The sequence below is a fragment of the Serratia sp. ME47 genome (genome assembly GCF_903970925.1).
GTDB lineage: Bacteria > Pseudomonadota > Gammaproteobacteria > Enterobacterales > Enterobacteriaceae > Serratia > Serratia ureilytica.
This window is the reverse complement of sequence record NZ_CAJCKE010000009.1, coordinates 129,672-147,480: the sequence shown is the minus strand read 5'-3', so window position 1 is coordinate 147,480 and position 17,809 is coordinate 129,672. Positions and strand designations below refer to the sequence as shown.

19 protein-coding genes are annotated in these 17,809 nt (G+C 61.3%); 7 read left to right on the top strand and 12 right to left on the bottom strand.

The window, feature by feature from the left end:
• Nucleotides 1-3 precede the first annotated feature (3 nt).
• The 6 genes from tauD to H7A77_RS11830 form a co-directional block, all read right to left on the bottom strand.
• A complete protein-coding gene (tauD, locus tag H7A77_RS11855) occupies nucleotides 4-852 on the bottom strand; it encodes a taurine dioxygenase (protein ID WP_072626835.1) in 849 nt (282 codons plus the stop codon).
• Nucleotides 849-1,685, bottom strand: a complete 837-nt coding sequence (tauC, locus tag H7A77_RS11850; RefSeq protein ID WP_033645254.1) for a taurine ABC transporter permease TauC — start codon at nucleotides 1,683-1,685, stop codon at nucleotides 849-851. Before tauC ends, tauD begins: the two co-directional genes overlap by 4 nt.
• A complete protein-coding gene (tauB, locus tag H7A77_RS11845; RefSeq protein ID WP_033645255.1) occupies nucleotides 1,682-2,449 on the bottom strand; it encodes a taurine ABC transporter ATP-binding subunit in 768 nt (255 codons plus the stop codon). The genes tauC and tauB overlap by 4 nt, the downstream gene beginning before the upstream one ends.
• A 9-nt stretch (nucleotides 2,450-2,458) precedes the next feature.
• Entirely contained in the window at nucleotides 2,459-3,454 is a 996-nt protein-coding gene (gene tauA / locus H7A77_RS11840; RefSeq protein ID WP_182074228.1) for a taurine ABC transporter substrate-binding protein, read from the bottom strand.
• 114 nt (nucleotides 3,455-3,568) lie between these two features.
• A complete protein-coding gene (locus H7A77_RS11835; protein ID WP_033645256.1) occupies nucleotides 3,569-4,351 on the bottom strand; it encodes a PhzF family phenazine biosynthesis protein in 783 nt (260 codons plus the stop codon).
• A gap of 11 nt (nucleotides 4,352-4,362) precedes the next feature.
• Nucleotides 4,363-4,965, bottom strand: a complete 603-nt coding sequence (locus tag H7A77_RS11830) for a LysE family translocator (RefSeq protein ID WP_033645257.1) — start codon at nucleotides 4,963-4,965, stop codon at nucleotides 4,363-4,365.
• Nucleotides 4,966-5,084: 119 nt separating this feature from the next.
• Here H7A77_RS11830 and H7A77_RS11825 point away from each other — a divergent pair, with 119 nt between their 5' ends.
• The 3 genes from H7A77_RS11825 (at nucleotide 5,085) to H7A77_RS11815 (ending at nucleotide 7,316) form a co-directional block, all read left to right on the top strand.
• Nucleotides 5,085-6,065, top strand: a complete 981-nt coding sequence (locus H7A77_RS11825; RefSeq protein WP_033645258.1) for a hydrolase — start codon at nucleotides 5,085-5,087, stop codon at nucleotides 6,063-6,065.
• Entirely contained in the window at nucleotides 6,062-6,295 is a 234-nt protein-coding gene (locus H7A77_RS11820; protein ID WP_004930376.1) for a YheU family protein, read from the top strand. The genes H7A77_RS11825 and H7A77_RS11820 overlap by 4 nt, the downstream gene beginning before the upstream one ends.
• 151 nt (nucleotides 6,296-6,446) lie before the next feature.
• Nucleotides 6,447-7,316 (top strand): phosphoribulokinase, encoded by an 870-nt coding sequence (locus tag H7A77_RS11815; RefSeq protein ID WP_042785488.1) that lies wholly within the window; start codon nucleotides 6,447-6,449, stop codon nucleotides 7,314-7,316.
• 38 nt (nucleotides 7,317-7,354) lie between these two features.
• On the opposite strand, the gene H7A77_RS11810 is transcribed toward H7A77_RS11815, so the two are convergent.
• Nucleotides 7,355-7,762 (bottom strand): OsmC family protein, encoded by a 408-nt coding sequence (locus tag H7A77_RS11810; protein ID WP_025304517.1) that lies wholly within the window; start codon nucleotides 7,760-7,762, stop codon nucleotides 7,355-7,357.
• 382 nt (nucleotides 7,763-8,144) lie between these two features.
• On the opposite strand from H7A77_RS11810, the gene crp reads away from it, so the two are divergent.
• Complete coding sequence (gene crp, locus H7A77_RS11805) at nucleotides 8,145-8,777, top strand: cAMP-activated global transcriptional regulator CRP (RefSeq protein ID WP_004090925.1); 633 nt, start codon at nucleotides 8,145-8,147, stop codon at nucleotides 8,775-8,777.
• Between the two features lie 50 nt (nucleotides 8,778-8,827).
• Entirely contained in the window at nucleotides 8,828-10,906 is a 2,079-nt protein-coding gene (locus H7A77_RS11800) for a YccS/YhfK family putative transporter (protein ID WP_182074227.1), read from the top strand.
• Nucleotides 10,907-10,946: 40 nt separating this feature from the next.
• On the opposite strand, the gene H7A77_RS11795 is transcribed toward H7A77_RS11800, so the two are convergent.
• The 3 genes from H7A77_RS11795 to H7A77_RS11785 all read right to left on the bottom strand — a co-directional run bounded on the left by H7A77_RS11795 (nucleotide 10,947) and on the right by H7A77_RS11785 (nucleotide 14,467).
• Nucleotides 10,947-12,164 (bottom strand): aspartate aminotransferase family protein, encoded by a 1,218-nt coding sequence (locus tag H7A77_RS11795; RefSeq protein ID WP_182074226.1) that lies wholly within the window; start codon nucleotides 12,162-12,164, stop codon nucleotides 10,947-10,949.
• 131 nt (nucleotides 12,165-12,295) lie between these two features.
• On the bottom strand, nucleotides 12,296-12,871 hold the full coding sequence (locus H7A77_RS11790) for an aminodeoxychorismate synthase component II (protein WP_033645386.1): 576 nt from the start codon (nucleotides 12,869-12,871) through the stop codon (nucleotides 12,296-12,298).
• A 72-nt stretch (nucleotides 12,872-12,943) separates the two neighbouring features.
• Nucleotides 12,944-14,467, bottom strand: a complete 1,524-nt coding sequence (locus H7A77_RS11785) for a helicase HerA-like domain-containing protein (RefSeq protein ID WP_033645261.1) — start codon at nucleotides 14,465-14,467, stop codon at nucleotides 12,944-12,946.
• A gap of 218 nt (nucleotides 14,468-14,685) precedes the next feature.
• Here H7A77_RS11785 and H7A77_RS11780 point away from each other — a divergent pair, with 218 nt between their 5' ends.
• Nucleotides 14,686-14,955, top strand: coding sequence for a hypothetical protein (locus H7A77_RS11780; protein WP_182074225.1), 270 nt, complete (start codon nucleotides 14,686-14,688; stop codon nucleotides 14,953-14,955).
• A 17-nt stretch (nucleotides 14,956-14,972) separates the two neighbouring features.
• Nucleotides 14,973-15,251 (top strand): type II toxin-antitoxin system RelE/ParE family toxin, encoded by a 279-nt coding sequence (locus H7A77_RS11775; protein WP_033645263.1) that lies wholly within the window; start codon nucleotides 14,973-14,975, stop codon nucleotides 15,249-15,251.
• Here the strand turns inward: H7A77_RS11775 and btsR are convergent, their stop codons facing one another.
• Both btsR and H7A77_RS11765 read right to left on the bottom strand, forming a co-directional pair.
• Nucleotides 15,252-15,977: a two-component system response regulator BtsR gene (gene btsR, locus H7A77_RS11770; RefSeq protein ID WP_042785493.1), complete on the bottom strand. Its 726-nt coding sequence runs from the start codon at nucleotides 15,975-15,977 to the stop codon at nucleotides 15,252-15,254.
• Nucleotides 15,977-17,662: a sensor histidine kinase gene (locus tag H7A77_RS11765; RefSeq protein ID WP_033651731.1), complete on the bottom strand. Its 1,686-nt coding sequence runs from the start codon at nucleotides 17,660-17,662 to the stop codon at nucleotides 15,977-15,979. The genes btsR and H7A77_RS11765 overlap by 1 nt, the downstream gene beginning before the upstream one ends.
• Nucleotides 17,663-17,809 lie beyond the last annotated feature (147 nt).

Below are 17,809 nucleotides of genomic sequence, written 5' to 3'. Positions count from 1 at the left end.
TTGTTACGCCTTGTAAAAGGGCTTGTCCCCCAGAATGGTCGCGCGGTGCATGATGCGCCGCTGCGGCAGATAATCCGCGTTGGCGTAGTGCTGCGTCACGCGGTTATCCCAGATCGCCACGTCATTCTCCTGCCAACGCCAGCGCACCTGAAACTCCGGTTTGGTGATGTGAGCAAACAGGAAATTCAGTAAAGCGTCGCTCTCCTTCGGCGCCACATCCACGATCCGCGTGGTGAACCCTTCATTGACGAACAGCGCCTGCCGGCCGCTGACCGGATGGGTACGCACCACCGGATGCAACAGCGGCGGGTTTTTCTGCACCGCCAGTTGCCAGCGCTGATGCTCTTCTTCACTGCCGCGATGCTTGTGCTCCGGGAACGACTTGGTGAAGTCATGTTCCGCGCGCAGCCCCGCGAGCAGCGTTCTGAACGGCACCGACAGCGCCTCATAGGCGGCGATGCCGCTGGCCCACAGCGTATCGCCGCCGGTGGCAGGCAGCGTCTTGGCCGCCAGGATCGCCCCCAGCGGCGGGTTTTCGATAAAGGTCACGTCGGTGTGCCAGTTGTCGTTGTCCGGCGGGTTGTCGTCGTGGGTATCGAGCACGATGATCTCTTCCACGTCGGTGGCGTGCGGATAGACCGGGTGGATGTGCAGATCGCCGAAGCGGCCGGCCAGATCGCGCTGCTGCAGCGGCGTGATCGGCTGGTTGCGGAAGAACAGCACCTGATGCTTGAGCAGCGCATGATAAAGCTGTTCAAACTGGCCGTCGCCCAGCGGCCGGGCCAACTCGACGTTTTCCACCAGCGCCCCGATGTAAGGCCCCAGCGGGGTGATATTCAGACGTTCGTTCATTGCTGTACTCCATGCCACGGGGTCAATCGGCGCTGCAGGGCGCGCAGCCCCAGCTCCAACCCAAATGCAATCACCGCAATCACGCCGATGCCGGCCAGCACCACGTCGGTCGCCAGAAACTCACCGGCGGATTGCACCATAAATCCCAGGCCGCGCGTGGCGGCGATCAGTTCGGCGGCCACCAGCGTCGACCAGCCGACGCCCAGCCCGATGCGGATGCCGGTCAGGATCTCCGGCAGCGCGCTCGGCAGCACCACGAAACGCAGCACCTGCCAACGCGTGGCGCCCAGCGCGCGGGCGGCGCGCACCCGCACCTGCGCCACGCTGCGCACGCCGGCCACGGCGGACAGCGTCACCGGCGCGAAAATCGCCAGATAAATCAGCAAGATCTTCGAGGTTTCGCCGATGCCGAACCAAATCACCATCAGCGGTAAATACGCCAACGGCGGCACCGGACGATAGATCTCAATCAGCGGATCGAGGATGCCGCGCACCGTGTCGTTCAGCCCCATGGCGATGCCCACCGGAATGCCGACGATCACCGCCGCCAGCAGCGCCACCAAAATGCGCCCCAGGCTGGCCGCCAGATGCTGCCACAGCGTGGCGTCCATAAAGCCTTGCGGGCTGGCGATGGTGATCAGCTGATGCAATACCTGCTGCGGCGCCGGCAGGAACAGCGGGCTGATCAGCTGCAGCGCCGTCACGCCCCACCAGACGATCAACACCGTCAACAGCGTGGCGCCGCTCAGCCAAACGTTGCGCGGCACGCTGAAACGGCGCGTCGCTTTGCCCTGCGGCTGCGCCGCGGCCTTTAACGTGGAATGCAGGCTCATAACAAGGCCTCGCGCTGTTGGAAAACTTTGCCCAGCACGTATTCGCGCTGCGCGATAAATTCAGGATCGGACTTAATTGAGCGGCAGGCTTCGCCGTCGGCATAGCGTTGGCCGAAGTTCAGCGACAGCCGCTCCACCACCTGCCCCGGCCCCGGCGACAGCAGCAACAGTTCGCTGGCGAGGAACACCGCCTCTTCAATATCGTGAGTGATCAGCAGCACCTGCTTGCCGGTATCGCGCCAGATGGTCAGCAGCAGCTCCTGCATCTGCTCGCGAGTGAACGCGTCCAGCGCGCCGAACGGTTCATCCAGCAACAGCAGACGCGGATCGGCGGCCAGGGCGCGGGCGATGCCGACGCGTTGGCGCATGCCGCCGGAAAGCTGCCAGATGAAATGCCGCTCGTAACCGGCCAGACCGACGCGCTGCAACATCTGCTCCGCCACCTGGCGGCGCTGCGCCTTGCCGACGCCGGCCAGCTGCAGGCCGAACTCGACGTTGTCCACCACGTTACGCCACGGCAGTAAACCCTCATGCTGGAACACCACGCCCCGTTCGGCGCTTGGGCCATGAACGGACGTTCCATCCAGCGTGATGCTGCCAGCTGAAGGCTCGATAAACCCGGCGATTAAATTCAGCAGCGTGGTTTTGCCGCAGCCCGACGGGCCGAGCACCACCACCAGTTGCCCGGCGGCGATCTGGAACGACACGTCACGCAGCGCGGGCCGCCCCTGATACTCTGCTGAAAGATGGCTGACGTTTAGCATCCTGCTTCCTTACGACTGCGGCGCAGCCTGCACCTGTTTCACAAAACGGTCGGTCACATAAGCGCTGTAATCGCTGTCGACCTGCGGGATCTTGCCCTGCTGCTTGAGGAATTCGGCGGTATCGCGAATCGCCTTGTCCACCGGCTGGCCGAGTTGGGCGACCTGATCCGCCACCGGCAGATAACGGTTCCCTTTCACCAGCTCCGGCACCTGCGCTTCCGGCACACCGCTCAAGCGCGCCAAGGTGCTGAGATGGCTCGGGTCTTTCAGCCACTGTTCCGGCGCTGCCAGGTAGGCCTTCTGCGCCTGCAGAGCGCTGGCAGCAAAGGCGGTCACCACGTCGGGATGTTTCTCGGCGAAGTCTTTGCGCACCACCCACACGTCCAGGGTTGGCGCCCCCCATTCGCCCACCTGCTCGGAGTCGGTCAACACCTTGCCCTGTTTGGCCAGTTCGTTGACCACCGGCGCCCAGACGTAGGCGCCGTCGATGTCGCCGCGCTGCCAGGCGGCGGCGATGGCCGGCGGCTGCAGATTGAGGATCTTCACCTGTTCAGGCTTGATGCCCCAATGTTTGAGCGAGGCCAGCAGGCTGTAATGAGTCGTAGAAATAAACGGCACCGCGATGCGCTTGCCGATCAGATCCTGCGGGCTTTTGATGTCATTCTTCACCACCAGCGCTTCGGAACTGCCGAGCTGCGAGGCGATGAGGAACACTTCGATGGGGAGTTTTTGGCTGGCGGCCACCGCCAGCGGGCTGGAGCCGATATTGCCGATCTGCACGTCGCCGGAGGCCAGCGCGCGCAACACGCTGGAGCCGCTGTCGAACTTACGCCAGTCGACGGTCGCACCGGACTGTTTGGCGAAGCTGTTTTCCGCCTGCGCCACCTTGGCCGGCTCCGCCGACGTCTGGTACGCCACGGTGACGTCCACCGCATAGGCGCTGGCCGCGCTGAGCGACAGCGCCAGCAGCGCCGCGTTGCGTAAAGAAAAGAGTTTGCCCGCCATGTTCCGCTCCGTTGATAAAAATCTGTTCAGTTGCTGACAGTTTTATCTGAGCGATGACGGGCGATAAAAGAATAAAAAAGTCTTCTTTATTACCTTAGGTAATATTAAAGGGAATCACAGCACGATCGTCCCGCGCAAGAACACGTGAGCGTAGCCGCCGAGCAACGTGCGGTCCCCTTGCAGTTCGCAGAACAGCTCGCCGCCGCGCGCCGAAATCTGCCGGGCGTGCAGCCGATGGCGGCCGAGACGCGCCGTCCAGTAAGGCATCAACGTACAATGCGCGGAACCGGTCACCGGATCCTCGCCGCCGTCGAGCGTGAAATAGCGCGAAACGAAGTCCACGGTGTCACCCGGCGCGGTGACGATCACCGCGCGGCCGGCCAATGCGATCAGCGCCGGGATGTCCGGGCGCAGCGCGCGCACCTGCGCCTCATTTTCCACCACCGCCAGCAGCGCTTTCGCCTGCCACACTTCCTGCGGCTGCACGCCCAGCAGCGCCGCGAGGCCCGCCGGTTCGGCGACTTTCTGCGGCGGCCTGGCGGGGAAATCAAGCACCAGCCGCTCCCCATCCCGCTCATCGCGCTTGACGAACAGCTCGCCGCCGGCCGATCTGAAGCGAATATCCTTCAGCGCCGGGTTAACCGCGCTGAACATCACATGCGCCGCCGCCAGCGTGCCATGGCCGCAAAGATCGACCTCACGCTCCGGGGTAAACCAGCGAATGGCGGTCATGTCGCCGTCATCCCAGACAAAGCTGGTCTCCGGCAGGCCGATCTCGTTGGCGATCGCCTGCAGCCGCTCCGTCGGCAGCGGCTGCGTCAGCAGGCAGACCCCGGCCGGGTTGCCGCGCAGCCCCTCACCGGTAAAGGCGACCACGTGATAATAGTTTTCCGCCATCGTTCCGCTCCTTAATGCCAAATCAGTAATACACAGGCTGCAGTCAGCAGCCCCATGGAAACGTTGAAGATAATCCAGGCCTTTTTGCTGCGCAGCAGGCGGCCGATCACCGTGCCGAACGCCAGCCAGATAACGCCGGCGACGATGTTGACCGCCAAAATGCCCAGCGCGATCGCCGCAATAGAACCGTTGTACTTATCGCCCGCCAGACTGAAGCTCGCCACCGCGCCCAGCGCCATCAGCCAGGCTTTCGGGTTGAGGAACTGCAACAGCCAGCCCTGATACAGCCGCACCGGCTGCGGCGGCGCCACGTCGGTTTCCAGCTTTTCATAGGCGGCGGTGGCGACTTTCCACGCCAGCCACAGCAGGTACAAACTGCCGAGGATTTTCAGGATCAGGTGCAGCGACGGGTAAACCAGGATCAGGCTGCCGACGCCGAAGGCCACCAGCAGCAAAATGCTTTGCATGCCGAGCATGATGCCGATCATCAGCCACAGCGAACGCATAAAGCCGAAATGAGCGCCGGAGGTGGTCAGCAGCAGGTTATTGGGGCCAGGCGTGATGGCGGCGACCCACAGGAAGCCCAGCATCGAAAGGAATAAACTCGGTTCCATGGCACGGGTGCTCCTCACCCAAGGCGCTTTTTTGCAGTATCATTGTCAGTTATTGGTATTGAAGCTAACAGTGCGCCTGGGATCTCACAATAGTCGCCAACAACATTTTTACTCCGCCTATGCATGACGTCTTTCGCCCCCTGACCGGGGCCAGTAACCCGCACCTGCAAACGCTGTTGCCGCGGCTGGTGCGCCGCCGCGTGTTATTGAAACCGCATTGGCAACGGCTGGAATTGCCCGACGGCGATTTCGTCGATCTCGCCTGGAGCGAGGATCCGGCGCAGGCGCGCGACAAACCGCGCGCGGTGCTGTTCCACGGTCTGGAGGGCAGCTTCTACAGCCCCTACGCGCATGGCCTGCTCAACGCCTGGCGCGAACGTGGCTGGCTCGGGGTGGTGATGCACTTTCGCGGCTGCAGCGGCGTGCCCAACCGCAAACAGCGCATCTACCACTCCGGCGAAACCGAAGACGCGCGTTTCTTCCTGCGCTGGCTGCGCGACAGCTACGGCGAGGTGCCAACCGCGGCGGTAGGCGTTTCGCTCGGCGGCAACATGCTGGCCTGTTATCTGGCGCAGCAAGGCGCCGACAGCCTGCTGCAGGCGGCGGTGGTGGTCTCGGCGCCGCTGATGCTGGAGCCCTGCGCCTATCGCATGGAGCAAGGTTTCTCCCGCGTCTATCAGCGCTACCTGTTGGGGCAGCTGAAACAAAACGCCACCCGCAAGCTGTTGCACTACCCGGACACCCTGCCGCTCAAGCTGTCACAGCTGAACGGGTTGCGGCGCATCCGCGAATTCGACGACGCCATCACCTCGCGCATTCACGGCTTCAGCGACGCCACCGATTATTATCGCCGCTGCAGCGCCCTGCCGCTGTTGCCGGCGATCCAAACGCCGCTGCTGATCATCCATGCGAAGGACGATCCCTTCATGACCCATGAGGTGATCCCCGACGTCGCCGGCCTGCCGCGCAATATCGAATATCAGCTGACCGAGTTCGGCGGCCACGTCGGCTTTGTCGGCGGCACGCTGAAAAAACCGCACATGTGGCTGGAGCATCGCATTCCGGCCTGGCTTTCCCCTTATCTGGACATCCCGACGTGATCATTCCCTGGCAAGAACTGGCAACCGACACCCTGAACAGCCTGATCGAATCCTTTGTGCTGCGTGAAGGCACCGATTACGGCGAGCACGAACGATCGCTGGAGCAGAAGGTGGAGGACGTGCGCCGCCAGCTGAAAAACGGCGAAGTGGTGCTGGTGTGGTCGGAACTGCATGAGAGCGTCAACATCATGCCGCGCGGTCAGTTCCGCGCCGGGCAGGAAGAAATTTAGTGGCGCCCGGTTCTATGACTGACGGAAAAAATCAGGTAACAATGGGACATTGCAAACCAGCGCGCGCCATTTTTTCCTGACATAGAGAGCGTCAACAAGAGCCACAATAATCCCCTGACGCCGGCGCATTCAACACGGAGTGACAACCACCATGTCTGCCAAACATCCCGTTATCGCGGTGACCGGTTCCAGCGGCGCCGGCACCACCACCACCAGCGTGGCGTTCCGCAAAATCTTCCAACAGCTCAACATTCGCGCCGCCGAGCTGGAGGGCGACAGCTTCCACCGCTACACCCGGCCGGAAATGGACGCGGCGATCCGCAAGGCGCGCGATCTAGGCAGACACATCAGCTATTTCGGCCCCGAGGCCAACGACTTCGGCCTGCTGCAGCAGAGCTTTATCGAGTACGGCAAAAACGGCACCGGCCGTTCGCGCAAGTACCTGCACACCTACGACGAAGCGGTGCCCTACAATCAGGTGCCGGGCACCTTCACCCCGTGGGAGCCGCTGCCGGCGCCGACCGACGTGCTGTTCTACGAGGGGCTGCACGGCGGTGTGGTCACCGAGCACCATGACGTGGCCAACCACGTCGATCTGCTGGTCGGCGTGGTGCCGATCGTCAACCTGGAGTGGATACAGAAGCTGATCCGCGATACCGGCGAACGCGGCCACTCCCGCGAGGCGGTGATGGATTCGGTGGTGCGTTCGATGGAAGACTACATCAACTACATCACGCCGCAGTTCTCGCGCACCCACATCAACTTCCAGCGCGTACCGACGGTGGATACTTCCAACCCGTTCGCCGCCAAAGCCATTCCCTCACTGGATGAAAGCTTCGTGGTGATCCACTTCCGCGGGCTGGATCAGATTGACTTCCCCTATTTGCTGGCGATGCTGCAGGGCTCGTTTATCTCGCACATCAATACGTTAGTGGTGCCGGGCGGCAAGATGGGGCTGGCGATGGAGCTGATCATGGCGCCGCTGGTGCAGCGGCTGCTGGAAGGCAAGAAGATCGAATAAACGCGTTGAGCGCGGCGGAGGGCCGCGCTCCGTCTCGATTACGCCGGCTGGCGGATCTCGAAGCTGTGGGTCACCGTGGCGGCCTTGTTGAGCATCAGCGCCACCGAGCAGTACTTCTCCGCCGACAGGTTCACCGCTCGCTCTACGATTTTGTCGGTCAGATCCTGGCCGGTGACGATGAAGTGCAGGTTGATATGGGTGAACAACCGCGGGGCTTCTGCACGGCGCTCGGAGGTCAGCTTCACCTCGCAGTCGCGCACGTCGTTGCGCCCTTTTTGCAGGATGGACACCACGTCGATCGCGCTGCAGCCGCCCACCGACATCAGCACCATCTCCATCGGGCTGGGCGCTTTATCGCCGGCGTTGCCGTCCATCAGCACCTGGTGGCCGGAGGCCGATTCACCCAAAAACGTTAACCCTTCCACCCACTTAACTCTTGCCTGCATTCTGGTCACTCCGGTTGATTTCTTAAAATCAGAGTACGCTTTCGCATAGAAACAGGCAACGTAACCTGATGCTAATCATGCTGAAGCGAGACAACACGAGACACCCGCCTTACTCTGTGCTACAAACAGAGCCGCAATAAATCTTTCCGGGACACTGAATTTCAGGGAAACGCCCAGAGAAAGGCTCCTTTACCGGTATGTTAACAGAATGTAGCTTGCAGCGCTTACGGCAAGTTAATATGCTAGAGCGACAGCGTATTTTTATGACACGCCTCAAAACTTGCCGGTAGCCCTCGCTCATAACTGCGGCTACAGGCGGGTTTTACAGGGAACTCTGACCCCTGTGACACAAGGCAGCGATAACAACAGAGGATAACAGCGAATGGTTCTCGGCAAACCGCAAACAGACCCTACTCTCGAATGGTTCCTGTCTCATTGCCATATCCACAAATATCCATCGAAGAGTACGCTGATTCACCAAGGTGAAAAGGCCGAAACGCTTTACTACATCGTGAAAGGCTCCGTCGCGGTGCTGATCAAGGATGAAGAAGGTAAAGAGATGATCCTGTCCTACCTCAACCAGGGGGATTTCATCGGCGAGCTCGGATTGTTCGAAGAAGGCCAGGAGCGCAGCGCCTGGGTTCGCGCCAAAACAGCCTGTGAAGTGGCCGAAATTTCCTACAAGAAATTCCGCCAGCTGATCCAGGTGAACCCGGACATCCTGATGCGTCTGTCCGCCCAAATGGCGAGCCGCCTGCAGGTTACCTCAGAAAAAGTGGGCAACCTCGCCTTCCTGGACGTCACCGGCCGCATCGCGCAAACCCTGCTGAATCTGGCGAAGCAACCCGACGCCATGACTCACCCGGACGGCATGCAGATCAAGATCACCCGCCAGGAAATCGGCCAGATCGTCGGCTGCTCGCGTGAAACCGTTGGCCGTATTCTGAAAATGCTGGAAGATCAAAACCTGATTTCCGCCCACGGCAAGACCATTGTCGTCTACGGCACCCGTTAATCCCTGAAGAAACGGCGCAATCTGCGCCGTTTTTTTGTCTGCTCTCTGCCATGTGGCGCCGCCTGATTTACCACCCGGAAGTCAACTACGCACTGCGACAAACGCTGGTGTTGTGCCTGCCGGTGCTGTTTGGCCTGCTGATTGGCCAGCTGCAGCTCGGCCTGATGTTCTCTCTGGTGCCCGCCTGCTGCAATATCGCCGGTCTGGACACGCCGCATAGGCGCTTCTTTAAACGGCTGATCGTCGGCGGTACGCTGTTTGCCCTCAGCAGCCTGCTGCTGCAACAAGCCCTGCTGTGGCACGTGCCGCTGCCGGCGCTGATGCTGGGCCTGGCGCTGCTGCTCGGCGTCACCGGCGAAATCAGCCCGCTGCACGCCCGGCTGTTGCCGGCGGCGTTGGTGGCCGCCATCTTCTCCCTCAGCATGGCCGGCACCGTGCCTCTCTGGCAGGCGCCGCTACTGTACGCGATCGGCACCGCCTGGTACGGCTTATTCACCTGGTTCTGGTTCCGGCTGTGGAAAGAGCAGCCGATGCGCGAGACGCTGAGCCAGCTCTATCTGGAACTGGCGGACTACTTCGAAGCCAAATACTCGCTGCTGACTCAGCACACCGATCCGCAGACCGCGCTGCCGCCGCTGCTGGTGCGCCAGCAAAAGGTGATGGATCTGATCAGCCTGCTGTACCAACAGCTTAATTTCCTGCCGCACGCCAACAACCTCGATCAAAAGCGTCTGCAACGCGCCTTTCAGGTGGCGATGGATCTGCAGGAGCACATCACCGTCAGCCTGCACTTGCCGGAGGAAGTACAAAAACTGATGGAGCAGAGCCAGGCCGAAGCGATCATTCGCCGCAACGCTCAGGTGATCGCCGGGCGGCTGCGCGTGGTGGCGCACGATATTCTCTACCATCAACATTCGAAGCGCTTTTCCATGACGCACGAACTGGCGGCGCTGGAAAAAATGGCGGCGCAGCATCCCGACAACCCGGTCGGCCAGTTTTGTTACTACCATTTCAGCCGCATTGCCCGCCTGCTGCGCACCCAGCATCCGCTGTACCGCCGCGATTTGATGCCCAGCCAGCATCGCCTGCCGTTTTGGCCGGCGTTGGCCAGCTACCTGTCGTTCAAATCCACGGCGCTGCGCAACGCCGCGCGGCTGGGGGTGACGCTGGCGGTCGGCAGCAGCCTGGGGGCGGTATTCAATCTGCCGAAGCCGTACTGGATACTGCTCACCATCATGCTGGTGAGCCAAAACGGCTATAACGCCACCCGGGTGCGTATTCAGCACCGTGCGCTCGGCACGATCGCCGGTTTGTTGCTGGCGGCCGGGCTGTTGCAGCTGCAATTACCGGAAGCAGAAACACTGAGCATCATGCTGATGATCACGCTGTTGGCCTACCTGGTTTCGCGCAAGAACTACGGGCTGTCGGTGATTGGCTTTACGGTCACGGCGGTTTACACCCTGCAGCTGCTGGCGCTGAACGGCTCGCATTTTTTGGTGCCGCGTCTGATCGATACGCTGATCGGCTGCGTGCTGGCGTTCGGCGGCACCATTTGGCTGTGGCCGCAGTGGCAAAGCGGGCTGCTGCGCAAGAATGCCCATCAGGCGCTGGAAAACGATCAAGCCACGCTGCGGCTGATGCTGAAGCAACCGGAGCCGGACGCCACCGCGTTGGCCTATGCCCGCATGCAGGTCAACCAGGCGCACAATGCGCTGTTCACTTCGCTCAATCAGGCGATGCAGGAACCGGGGTTCGCCTCGAACTATCTGGCGGACATGCGGCTGTGGGTCACTCACAGCCAGTTCATCGTCGAACACCTGAACGCCATGACCATCCTGGCGCGCGAGCACTACATGCTGACGCCAAAGCTGGCGGAAGCGTATCTGCAAACCTGTGAAATCGCGCTGCAAAGCTGCCAGCAGCGCTTGGAATACGACGGCCCGAGCAGCGGCAACAGCGGCATCATGCAGCCGCCGGATCTGCATCCGGACATGCCCGTTACCGAGATGGAGCGCCATCTGCGGCGCATTTTGTCGCACCTGAGCGTGATGCACACCATTTCGTCGCTGGCCTGGCGCCAGCGCCCGCACCACGGCATCTGGCTCAAGCGCAAACTGCGCGATCAATAAGGGCGCGGCATGCCGCGCCCCGTTATATGCCGCGCGGGCTTCAGGCGTTGATCACATCCTGCACCGCCAGCTCGAACAGCGCCATGCCGGCCTCGATATCCTGCAGCTCCACCACCAGCGCCGGCGCGAAGCGGATCACGTTCGGCCCGGCATTGAGGATCATCAGACCACGCGCGGCGGCGGCGGTGAGGAAATCGCGCGCTCTGCCGTGATAATGCGGCGTCAGCTCGGCGCCGATCAGCAACCCCATGCCGCGAATGGCGGTGAAAATACCGTATTTATCGCCGATATTCTGCAAAGCCTGCACATACAGCGCATGGCGCTGCTCGATGCCGCTCAGCACCTCCGGCGTATTGATCACGTCCAGCGCCGCCTCCGCCACCGCGCAGGCCAGCGGGTTGCCGCCGTAGGTGGTGCCGTGAGTGCCCACCTGCATCACCGACGCAATCTCTTCGGTAGTCAGCATGGCGCTCACCGGGAAACCGCCGCCCAGCGCCTTGGCGGTGGTGAGAATGTCCGGCGTCACGCCATAATGCATATAGGCGAACAGCTTGCCGCTGCGCCCCATGCCGCTTTGCACTTCATCGAACACCAGCAGCGCCTGATGTTGGTCGCACAGTTTGCGCACGCCTTTAAGGAAGTCGGCGTCGACCGGCATAATGCCGCCCTCGCCCTGAATCGGCTCCATCACCACCGCGCAGGTGTGGTCGTCCATCACCGCTTTCACCGCCGCCAGATCGTTGAACGGCACGTGCACGATGTCGGCCGGCTTCGGCCCGAACCCGTCGGAATATTTGGCCTGCCCGCCCACCGACACGGTGAACAGCGTGCGGCCATGAAACGCGTTATAGAAGGCGATGATTTTGGTTTTGTACGGGCTGTGACGGGTAATGGCGTAATGGCGCGCCAGTTTGAACGCCGCCTCGTTGGCCTCTGCGCCGGAGTTGGCGAAGAACACCCGATCGGCGAAGGTGGCGTCGATCAGTTTACTCGCCAGGCGCAGCGCCGGTTCATTGGTGAAGACGTTGCTGGTATGCCACAGGGTTTCCCCCTGACGTTTGAGCGCCTCGACCAGCGCCGGGTGGCAGTGTCCCAGCGCCGTCACCGCGATGCCGCCGGAAAAATCGATATACTCTTTTCCCTGCTGATCCCAGACCCGGCTGCCTTGGCCGCGCACCGGCACAAACTGGGCGGGTGCATAAACAGGCAGGATCACCTGGTCAAAGGTGCTGCGGCTCACTGCGGATTTGTCAGTCATTTTCGGCTCCACCCTGAAGGTTTTTCAGCGCTATTGCGATGTTATAATGAAAATATAATCACGAAATATGCATAAAAAAACACTAAAGCGCAAATGCAAAACGCCTGACGGGCGAAAAAAATGCGAAGGGATTAACGCCTGAGAAAATTGTCCAACAGCTGATGGCCCTGCTCGCTGAGCACGCTTTCCGGATGGAACTGCACCCCTTCCAGCGCCAGCGTGCGGTGGCGGATGCCCATGATCTCGTCGCGCACGCCGTCGCGTTCGCTCCAGGCGGTCACTTCAAAGCAATCCGGCAGCGTATCGGCTTTCAGCACCAGCGAATGGTAACGCGTCACGGTCAGCGGATCGCTCAGGCCGCGAAACACGCCGACGCCCAGATGGCGAATCGCCGAGGTTTTGCCGTGCATCACCGCGCGGGCGCGCACTACCTCGGCGCCGAACGCCTGCCCCAGCGCCTGGTGCCCCAGGCACACCCCGAGGATCGGCAGCTTGCCGGCGAAATGACGAATGGCGGCCAGCGAGATGCCCGCTTCGTTCGGGGTACAAGGGCCGGGGGAAATCACCAGATGCTGCGGCGCCAGCCGCTCGATATCGGCCAGCTGCAGCTCATCATTGCGCTTCACCACCACCTCGGCGCCCAACTCGCAGAAGTACTGGTAAAGGTTATAGGTAAAGGAGTCGTAGTTATCGATCAGCAGCAGCATGTTAGGTCCGGCAGAGAAAAACGCCGCCATAGTTTACTGATTTAACCCGCCGCTGCCGACGATAATTTCCGCTTACTTTTTACGGCCGCCGGTGATCGAGCCCAGTACGCCGCGTAGGATCTGCCGGCCGAGATCGCGCGCCATGCTCTTGGCGGCGGTCTGGACGATGCCGTCGCGTTTGCCGCCGCGCGGGCCGGTGGAACCGAACAGCAGCTCGTTCAATCCGTCCATCAGGCCGCCGCCCGTCTGTTGCTGCGCTTGCGCCTGCGGTTGCTGCCCCTGCTGCGCAGTGCCGACGGTGGCGAAGCCGCCCGACGACAGCTTCTCGTAAGCGGACTCGCGGTCAATCATGTCTTCATAGCGGCCATACAGCGGCGACTTGTTGATCGCGCTGTTCAGCCCTTCCGCGCCGAGCATGCCCATCTTGGATTCCGGCGCGATGACCATCGCCCGCTCCACCACGTTCGGCCGGCCCTTCTCGTCGAGGAATGACACCAGCGCTTCGCCCACGCCCAGCTCGGTGATCGCCGTTTCGGCATCGAAGGCTGGATTGGCGCGCAGGGTTTGCGCCGCCGTCTTCACCGCCTTCTGATCGCGCGGCGTGAAGGCGCGCAGCGCATGCTGTACGCGGTTGCCCAACTGGCCCAGCACGCTGTCCGGGATATCCAGCGGGTTCTGGGTGACGAAGTAAATGCCGACGCCTTTGGAGCGGATCAGGCGCACCACCTGTTCGATCTTGGTCAACAGCGCCGCCGGCGCGTCGTTGAACAGCAGGTGCGCTTCATCGAAGAAGAACACCAGCTTCGGCTGTTCAGGGTCGCCCACTTCCGGCAGATGTTCAAACAGCTCGGCCAGCAGCCACAGCAGGAACACTGAATACAGCTTCGGCTGATTGATCAGCTTGTCCGCCGCCAGCAGGTTGATCACGCCATGACCGTTGGCGTCGGTTTTCATCAGATCGTTGATGTCCAGCATCGGCTCGCCGAAGAACTGGTTGGCGCCCTGCTCTTCCAGCGTCAGCAACCCGCGCTGGATGGCGCCGATCGACGCGGCAGAGATATTGCCGTACTGAGTCTGGAATTGTTTGGCGTTATCGCCGACGAACTGCACCATGGCGCGCAGGTCTTTCATGTCCAACAGCAGCAGCGCATTGTCATCGGCGATTTTGAACACCAGCTGCAGCACGCCGCTTTGCACCTCGTTCAGATCCAACAGGCGCCCCAGCAGCAGCGGCCCGAGATCGGAAATCGTGGCGCGGATCGGATGCCCCTTTTCGCCGTAAATATCCCACGGGATAATGGTGCAGGCCTGCGGCTGCCAGTCGGTGACGCCGATCGCCGCCAGGCGCGCCTGCAGCTTCTCGGAAGGCACGCCCTCGGCGCCGATGCCGGACAGATCGCCCTTCACGTCCGACAGGAACACCGGCACGCCGATGCGCGAGAACTGTTCGGCCATTTTTTGCAGCGTCACCGTCTTGCCGGTGCCGGTTGCCCCGGTAATCAACCCGTGGCGGTTGGCCAACGCCGGCAAAATCACCAGATCCTGTTCCGGTTTTCCGTCTTTCATCGCCTTGGCGATAATCCGTGGTTCACTCATTTTCTGTTCCTTTGACGCTGACGCGGCGCGAAACGCGCCTGTTGATGCAATAAAGCTATAAGCGCCGCGTAACCCCGTCAAGGACAAACAAAAAGGGCGCCGTCGGAGCCTGATGAATTCAGATTGCGCTTAACGCCAGAGCCTCCGACCGTCCTTGCTTGAACAATAAAGCGGCGGTGTTATAGTGAATATTACGCTGTATATACGAGGTAAATACCATGCCTGAATCTACCGTGGTAATCCGCGTGGATGAAGAGTTAAAAACCGCTTTTGCCAGCGCAGCAAAGGCCGCCGACCGCACGGCTTCACAACTGCTGCGCGATTTCATGCGCGAGTTTGTCAGCCGCCAGGCTCAGCAGGAAGAATACGACCAGTGGCTGAGGGAAAAAGTCGAGGTGAGCCGCAAGGCGTTGCGTGAAGGCAAGTTAGCCGACGATGAAGAGGTCGCCGCTTATTTCGCCGAACGCAGAGCTAAATCAACGCGATAAACCACAAAAGGACTTTTGTGAAACTGATATGGACGGAACCCGCCATCGCCGATCGTCTGGCGATTTATGAATGGTTGGAACTTAAAAACCCGGCCGCTGCCGCGGAAAATGATGTAAAAATCGCTGACGCGGCGGCACGCCTCGTGCATCATCCCGCCAGCGGAAAAACGGGTCGGATAGCCGGCACGCGCGAGTTGGTCATCTCTTCGTCCTATCTGCTGGTCTATGAATGGGCGGCTCAACGCGTCATCATCTTGGCCATCGTGCATACCCGCCGCCGGTGGCCACCCGTATAGTCACCCCCGCAGCCCCAGTTGCTCCTTCAGCGCTTTCAAATAGCGCCGGCTGACCGGCACCGGATCGCCGGCGGACATGATCATCTCCGCCGCGCCGCCTTCTTCGAAGCGGATCTCGCGCACCTGCTCCAGGTTGACCAAATACTGCCGATGGCAGCGCACCAGCGGCGTACGACTTTCCAGCGTGCGCAGCGTCAATTCGGTGAAACACTCCATGCCGTCGCTGCGCACCACGAATACCCCGCTCAGTTTGGAACGGATCGCCAGCACCTCGTCAAACCGCAGCAGATAGATGCGGCTGTGGCCGGTGCAGGGAATGTATTTCAGGTAGCCGGCGCTCTCATCCAGCGCCGTCACGTCCTGCGGCGCACTGCGCTGCCGCAGGCGTTGCAGCGTCTTGCTCAGCCGCTTCGGCTCCGCCGGCTTCAGCAGATAGTCGAAGGCGTGCTCCTCGAACGCCTGCACCGCGTATTCGTCGTAGGCGGTCAGAAACACGATGTGCGGCATCCGATTGGGATCCAGCATGCCGACCATTTCCAGCCCGCTGATACGCGGCATTTGAATATCGAGAAACACCACGTCCGGCTGCAGCCGGTGGATCTGGCTGATGGCTTCGATGGCGTTGGCGCATTCGCCGATGATCGCGATCCCCGCTTCGGCCTCCAGCAGATGGCGCAGGTTGTCGCGCGCGGAAGGCTCATCGTCAACAATCAGTACGTTTAACATCAGGCGGCCCTCTCCATGGGAACATTGAGCGTAATGCGGGTATAGGCGTCCGGCCGGCAATCCACCTGCACACCATAGCCTTCGCCGTAGCGCACGCGAATGCGTTTATCCACCAGATTCATACCCAGCCCGCTGCAGTTCGGTTTCGGCTGGAACAGCCCGGCGTTGTCCGTCACCTGCAGCAGCAGATGATCGCCTTCGCAACAGGCGCCGATTTCGATGCGGCCCACGCCCAACAGATGCGAGGTGCCGTGCTTGATGGCGTTCTCGACGATCGGCTGCAGCGAAAACGCCGGCAGCCGCGCCGCCAGCAGCGCCTCGGGCAGCGATACCGCAATCTCCAGCCGATCGGCGAAACGCGCTTTCTCGATCTGCAGGTAGGCGTTCACATGTTCTATCTCGTCCGCCAGGCTGACTTCATCATCCGAGCGCTTGAGGTTTTTGCGAAAGAAGGTCGAAAGGGACTGCACCAACTCGCAGGCGCGCTCGCCATCACGGCGGATCACCGCCACCAGCGTATTCAACGCATTGAACAGGAAATGCGGGTTGACCTGCGCATGCAACAGCTTGATCTCCGACTGCGCCAACAACTGCTTGTGGCGCTCGTACTGTCCGGCCATGATCTGCGCCGAGAGCAGGCTGGCGATGCCTTCGCCCAGCGTGCGGTTGATGGTGCTGAACAGCTGGCTTTTCGGTTCGTACAGCTTGATGGTGCCGATGACCCGCTGGTTTTCGCCGCGCAGCGGGATCACCAGCGTCGATCCCAGCTTGCAGGCCGGATTGATCGAGCAGCAGTAAGAGAGCTGGTTGCCGTCGGCGTACACCACCTCGTTGTTGTCGATGGCGCGATGCGAATGCACCGAGGCGATCGGCGTCCCCGGCAGGTGGTGATCGTCGCCGATGCCGATAAACGCCAACAGCTTGTCGCGATCGGTGATCGCCACCGCGCCGATGCCCAGTTCCTGATAAATCACCCGGGCGACCTTCATGCTGTTTTCCTGATCGAAGCCCTGCCGCAGGATGCCCTCGGTACGCTCGGCGATTTTCAGCGCCTTGGAAGAGAAAGCGCTGGTGTATTTCTCGAACATCGCGCGCCGATCCAGCAGGATTTGCATAAACATCGCCGCGCCGACGGTATTGGCGATCATCATCGGCAGCGCGATGTGTTCCACCAGCTGCAACGCCTCGTTGTAAGGGCGCGCCACCGCCAGAATGATCGCCATCTGCAACACTTCCGCCACCAGCGCCACGCCGCCGACGAACAGCGGATTGAACAGCAGTTCGATGCGCCCGCGGCGCATGGCGATGCTGTGTACGATGCCGCCGACCAGGCCTTCCGACACCGTGGAGATCGCGCAGGCGACGTCGGTCATGCCGCCGAGCGTATACCGGTGCAGGCCGCCAGTCAGCCCGACCAGAAAGCCTACCGACGGCCCGCCCAGCAGGCCGCCCAGGACCGCGCCTATCGCGCGGGTATTGGCGATCGAATCCTGAATGTGCAGCCCGAAATAGGTGCCCATGATGCAGAACACCGAGAAGATCACGTAACACAGCAGCTTGTGCGGCAGGCGAATGGTCACCTGCATCAGCGGGATAAACAGCGGGGTTTTGCTCAGCAGATAGGCGATGACGAGATAGACGCACATCTGCTGCAGCAGCAACAGCACCTGGTTAAATTCATACATGGCAGCAACTCATCCAGAGACAACAAAGGGCGAACGCCGGATTTCCGGTCTGATTATTGTCTGCCGATTAGAGCATGGGGCGCAGGAGAAAACAGTGATGAAGGCAAGGCTTCGGGAGGAAGGAGCGGCCGACCCCCGCGGGATCGG

What these genes read in the sequence shown, in the direction of transcription:
- tauD (WP_072626835.1), bottom strand. Translation starts at nt 852, where the DNA reads ATGAACGAACGTCTGAATATCACCCCGCTGGGGCCTTACATCGGGGCG.
- tauC (WP_033645254.1), bottom strand. Translation starts at nt 1,685, where the DNA reads ATGAGCCTGCATTCCACGTTAAAGGCCGCGGCGCAGCCGCAGGGCAAA.
- tauB (WP_033645255.1), bottom strand. Translation starts at nt 2,449, where the DNA reads ATGCTAAACGTCAGCCATCTTTCAGCAGAGTATCAGGGGCGGCCCGCG.
- tauA (WP_182074228.1), bottom strand. Translation starts at nt 3,454, where the DNA reads ATGGCGGGCAAACTCTTTTCTTTACGCAACGCGGCGCTGCTGGCGCTG.
- H7A77_RS11835 (WP_033645256.1), bottom strand. Translation starts at nt 4,351, where the DNA reads ATGGCGGAAAACTATTATCACGTGGTCGCCTTTACCGGTGAGGGGCTG.
- H7A77_RS11830 (WP_033645257.1), bottom strand. Translation starts at nt 4,965, where the DNA reads ATGGAACCGAGTTTATTCCTTTCGATGCTGGGCTTCCTGTGGGTCGCC.
- H7A77_RS11825 (WP_033645258.1), top strand. Translation starts at nt 5,085, where the DNA reads ATGCATGACGTCTTTCGCCCCCTGACCGGGGCCAGTAACCCGCACCTG.
- H7A77_RS11815 (WP_042785488.1), top strand. Translation starts at nt 6,447, where the DNA reads ATGTCTGCCAAACATCCCGTTATCGCGGTGACCGGTTCCAGCGGCGCC.
- H7A77_RS11810 (WP_025304517.1), bottom strand. Translation starts at nt 7,762, where the DNA reads ATGCAGGCAAGAGTTAAGTGGGTGGAAGGGTTAACGTTTTTGGGTGAA.
- crp (WP_004090925.1), top strand. Translation starts at nt 8,145, where the DNA reads ATGGTTCTCGGCAAACCGCAAACAGACCCTACTCTCGAATGGTTCCTG.
- H7A77_RS11800 (WP_182074227.1), top strand. Translation starts at nt 8,828, where the DNA reads ATGTGGCGCCGCCTGATTTACCACCCGGAAGTCAACTACGCACTGCGA.
- H7A77_RS11795 (WP_182074226.1), bottom strand. Translation starts at nt 12,164, where the DNA reads ATGACTGACAAATCCGCAGTGAGCCGCAGCACCTTTGACCAGGTGATC.
- H7A77_RS11790 (WP_033645386.1), bottom strand. Translation starts at nt 12,871, where the DNA reads ATGCTGCTGCTGATCGATAACTACGACTCCTTTACCTATAACCTTTAC.
- H7A77_RS11785 (WP_033645261.1), bottom strand. Translation starts at nt 14,467, where the DNA reads ATGAGTGAACCACGGATTATCGCCAAGGCGATGAAAGACGGAAAACCG.
- H7A77_RS11780 (WP_182074225.1), top strand. Translation starts at nt 14,686, where the DNA reads ATGCCTGAATCTACCGTGGTAATCCGCGTGGATGAAGAGTTAAAAACC.
- btsR (WP_042785493.1), bottom strand. Translation starts at nt 15,977, where the DNA reads ATGTTAAACGTACTGATTGTTGACGATGAGCCTTCCGCGCGCGACAAC.
- H7A77_RS11765 (WP_033651731.1), bottom strand. Translation starts at nt 17,662, where the DNA reads ATGTATGAATTTAACCAGGTGCTGTTGCTGCTGCAGCAGATGTGCGTC.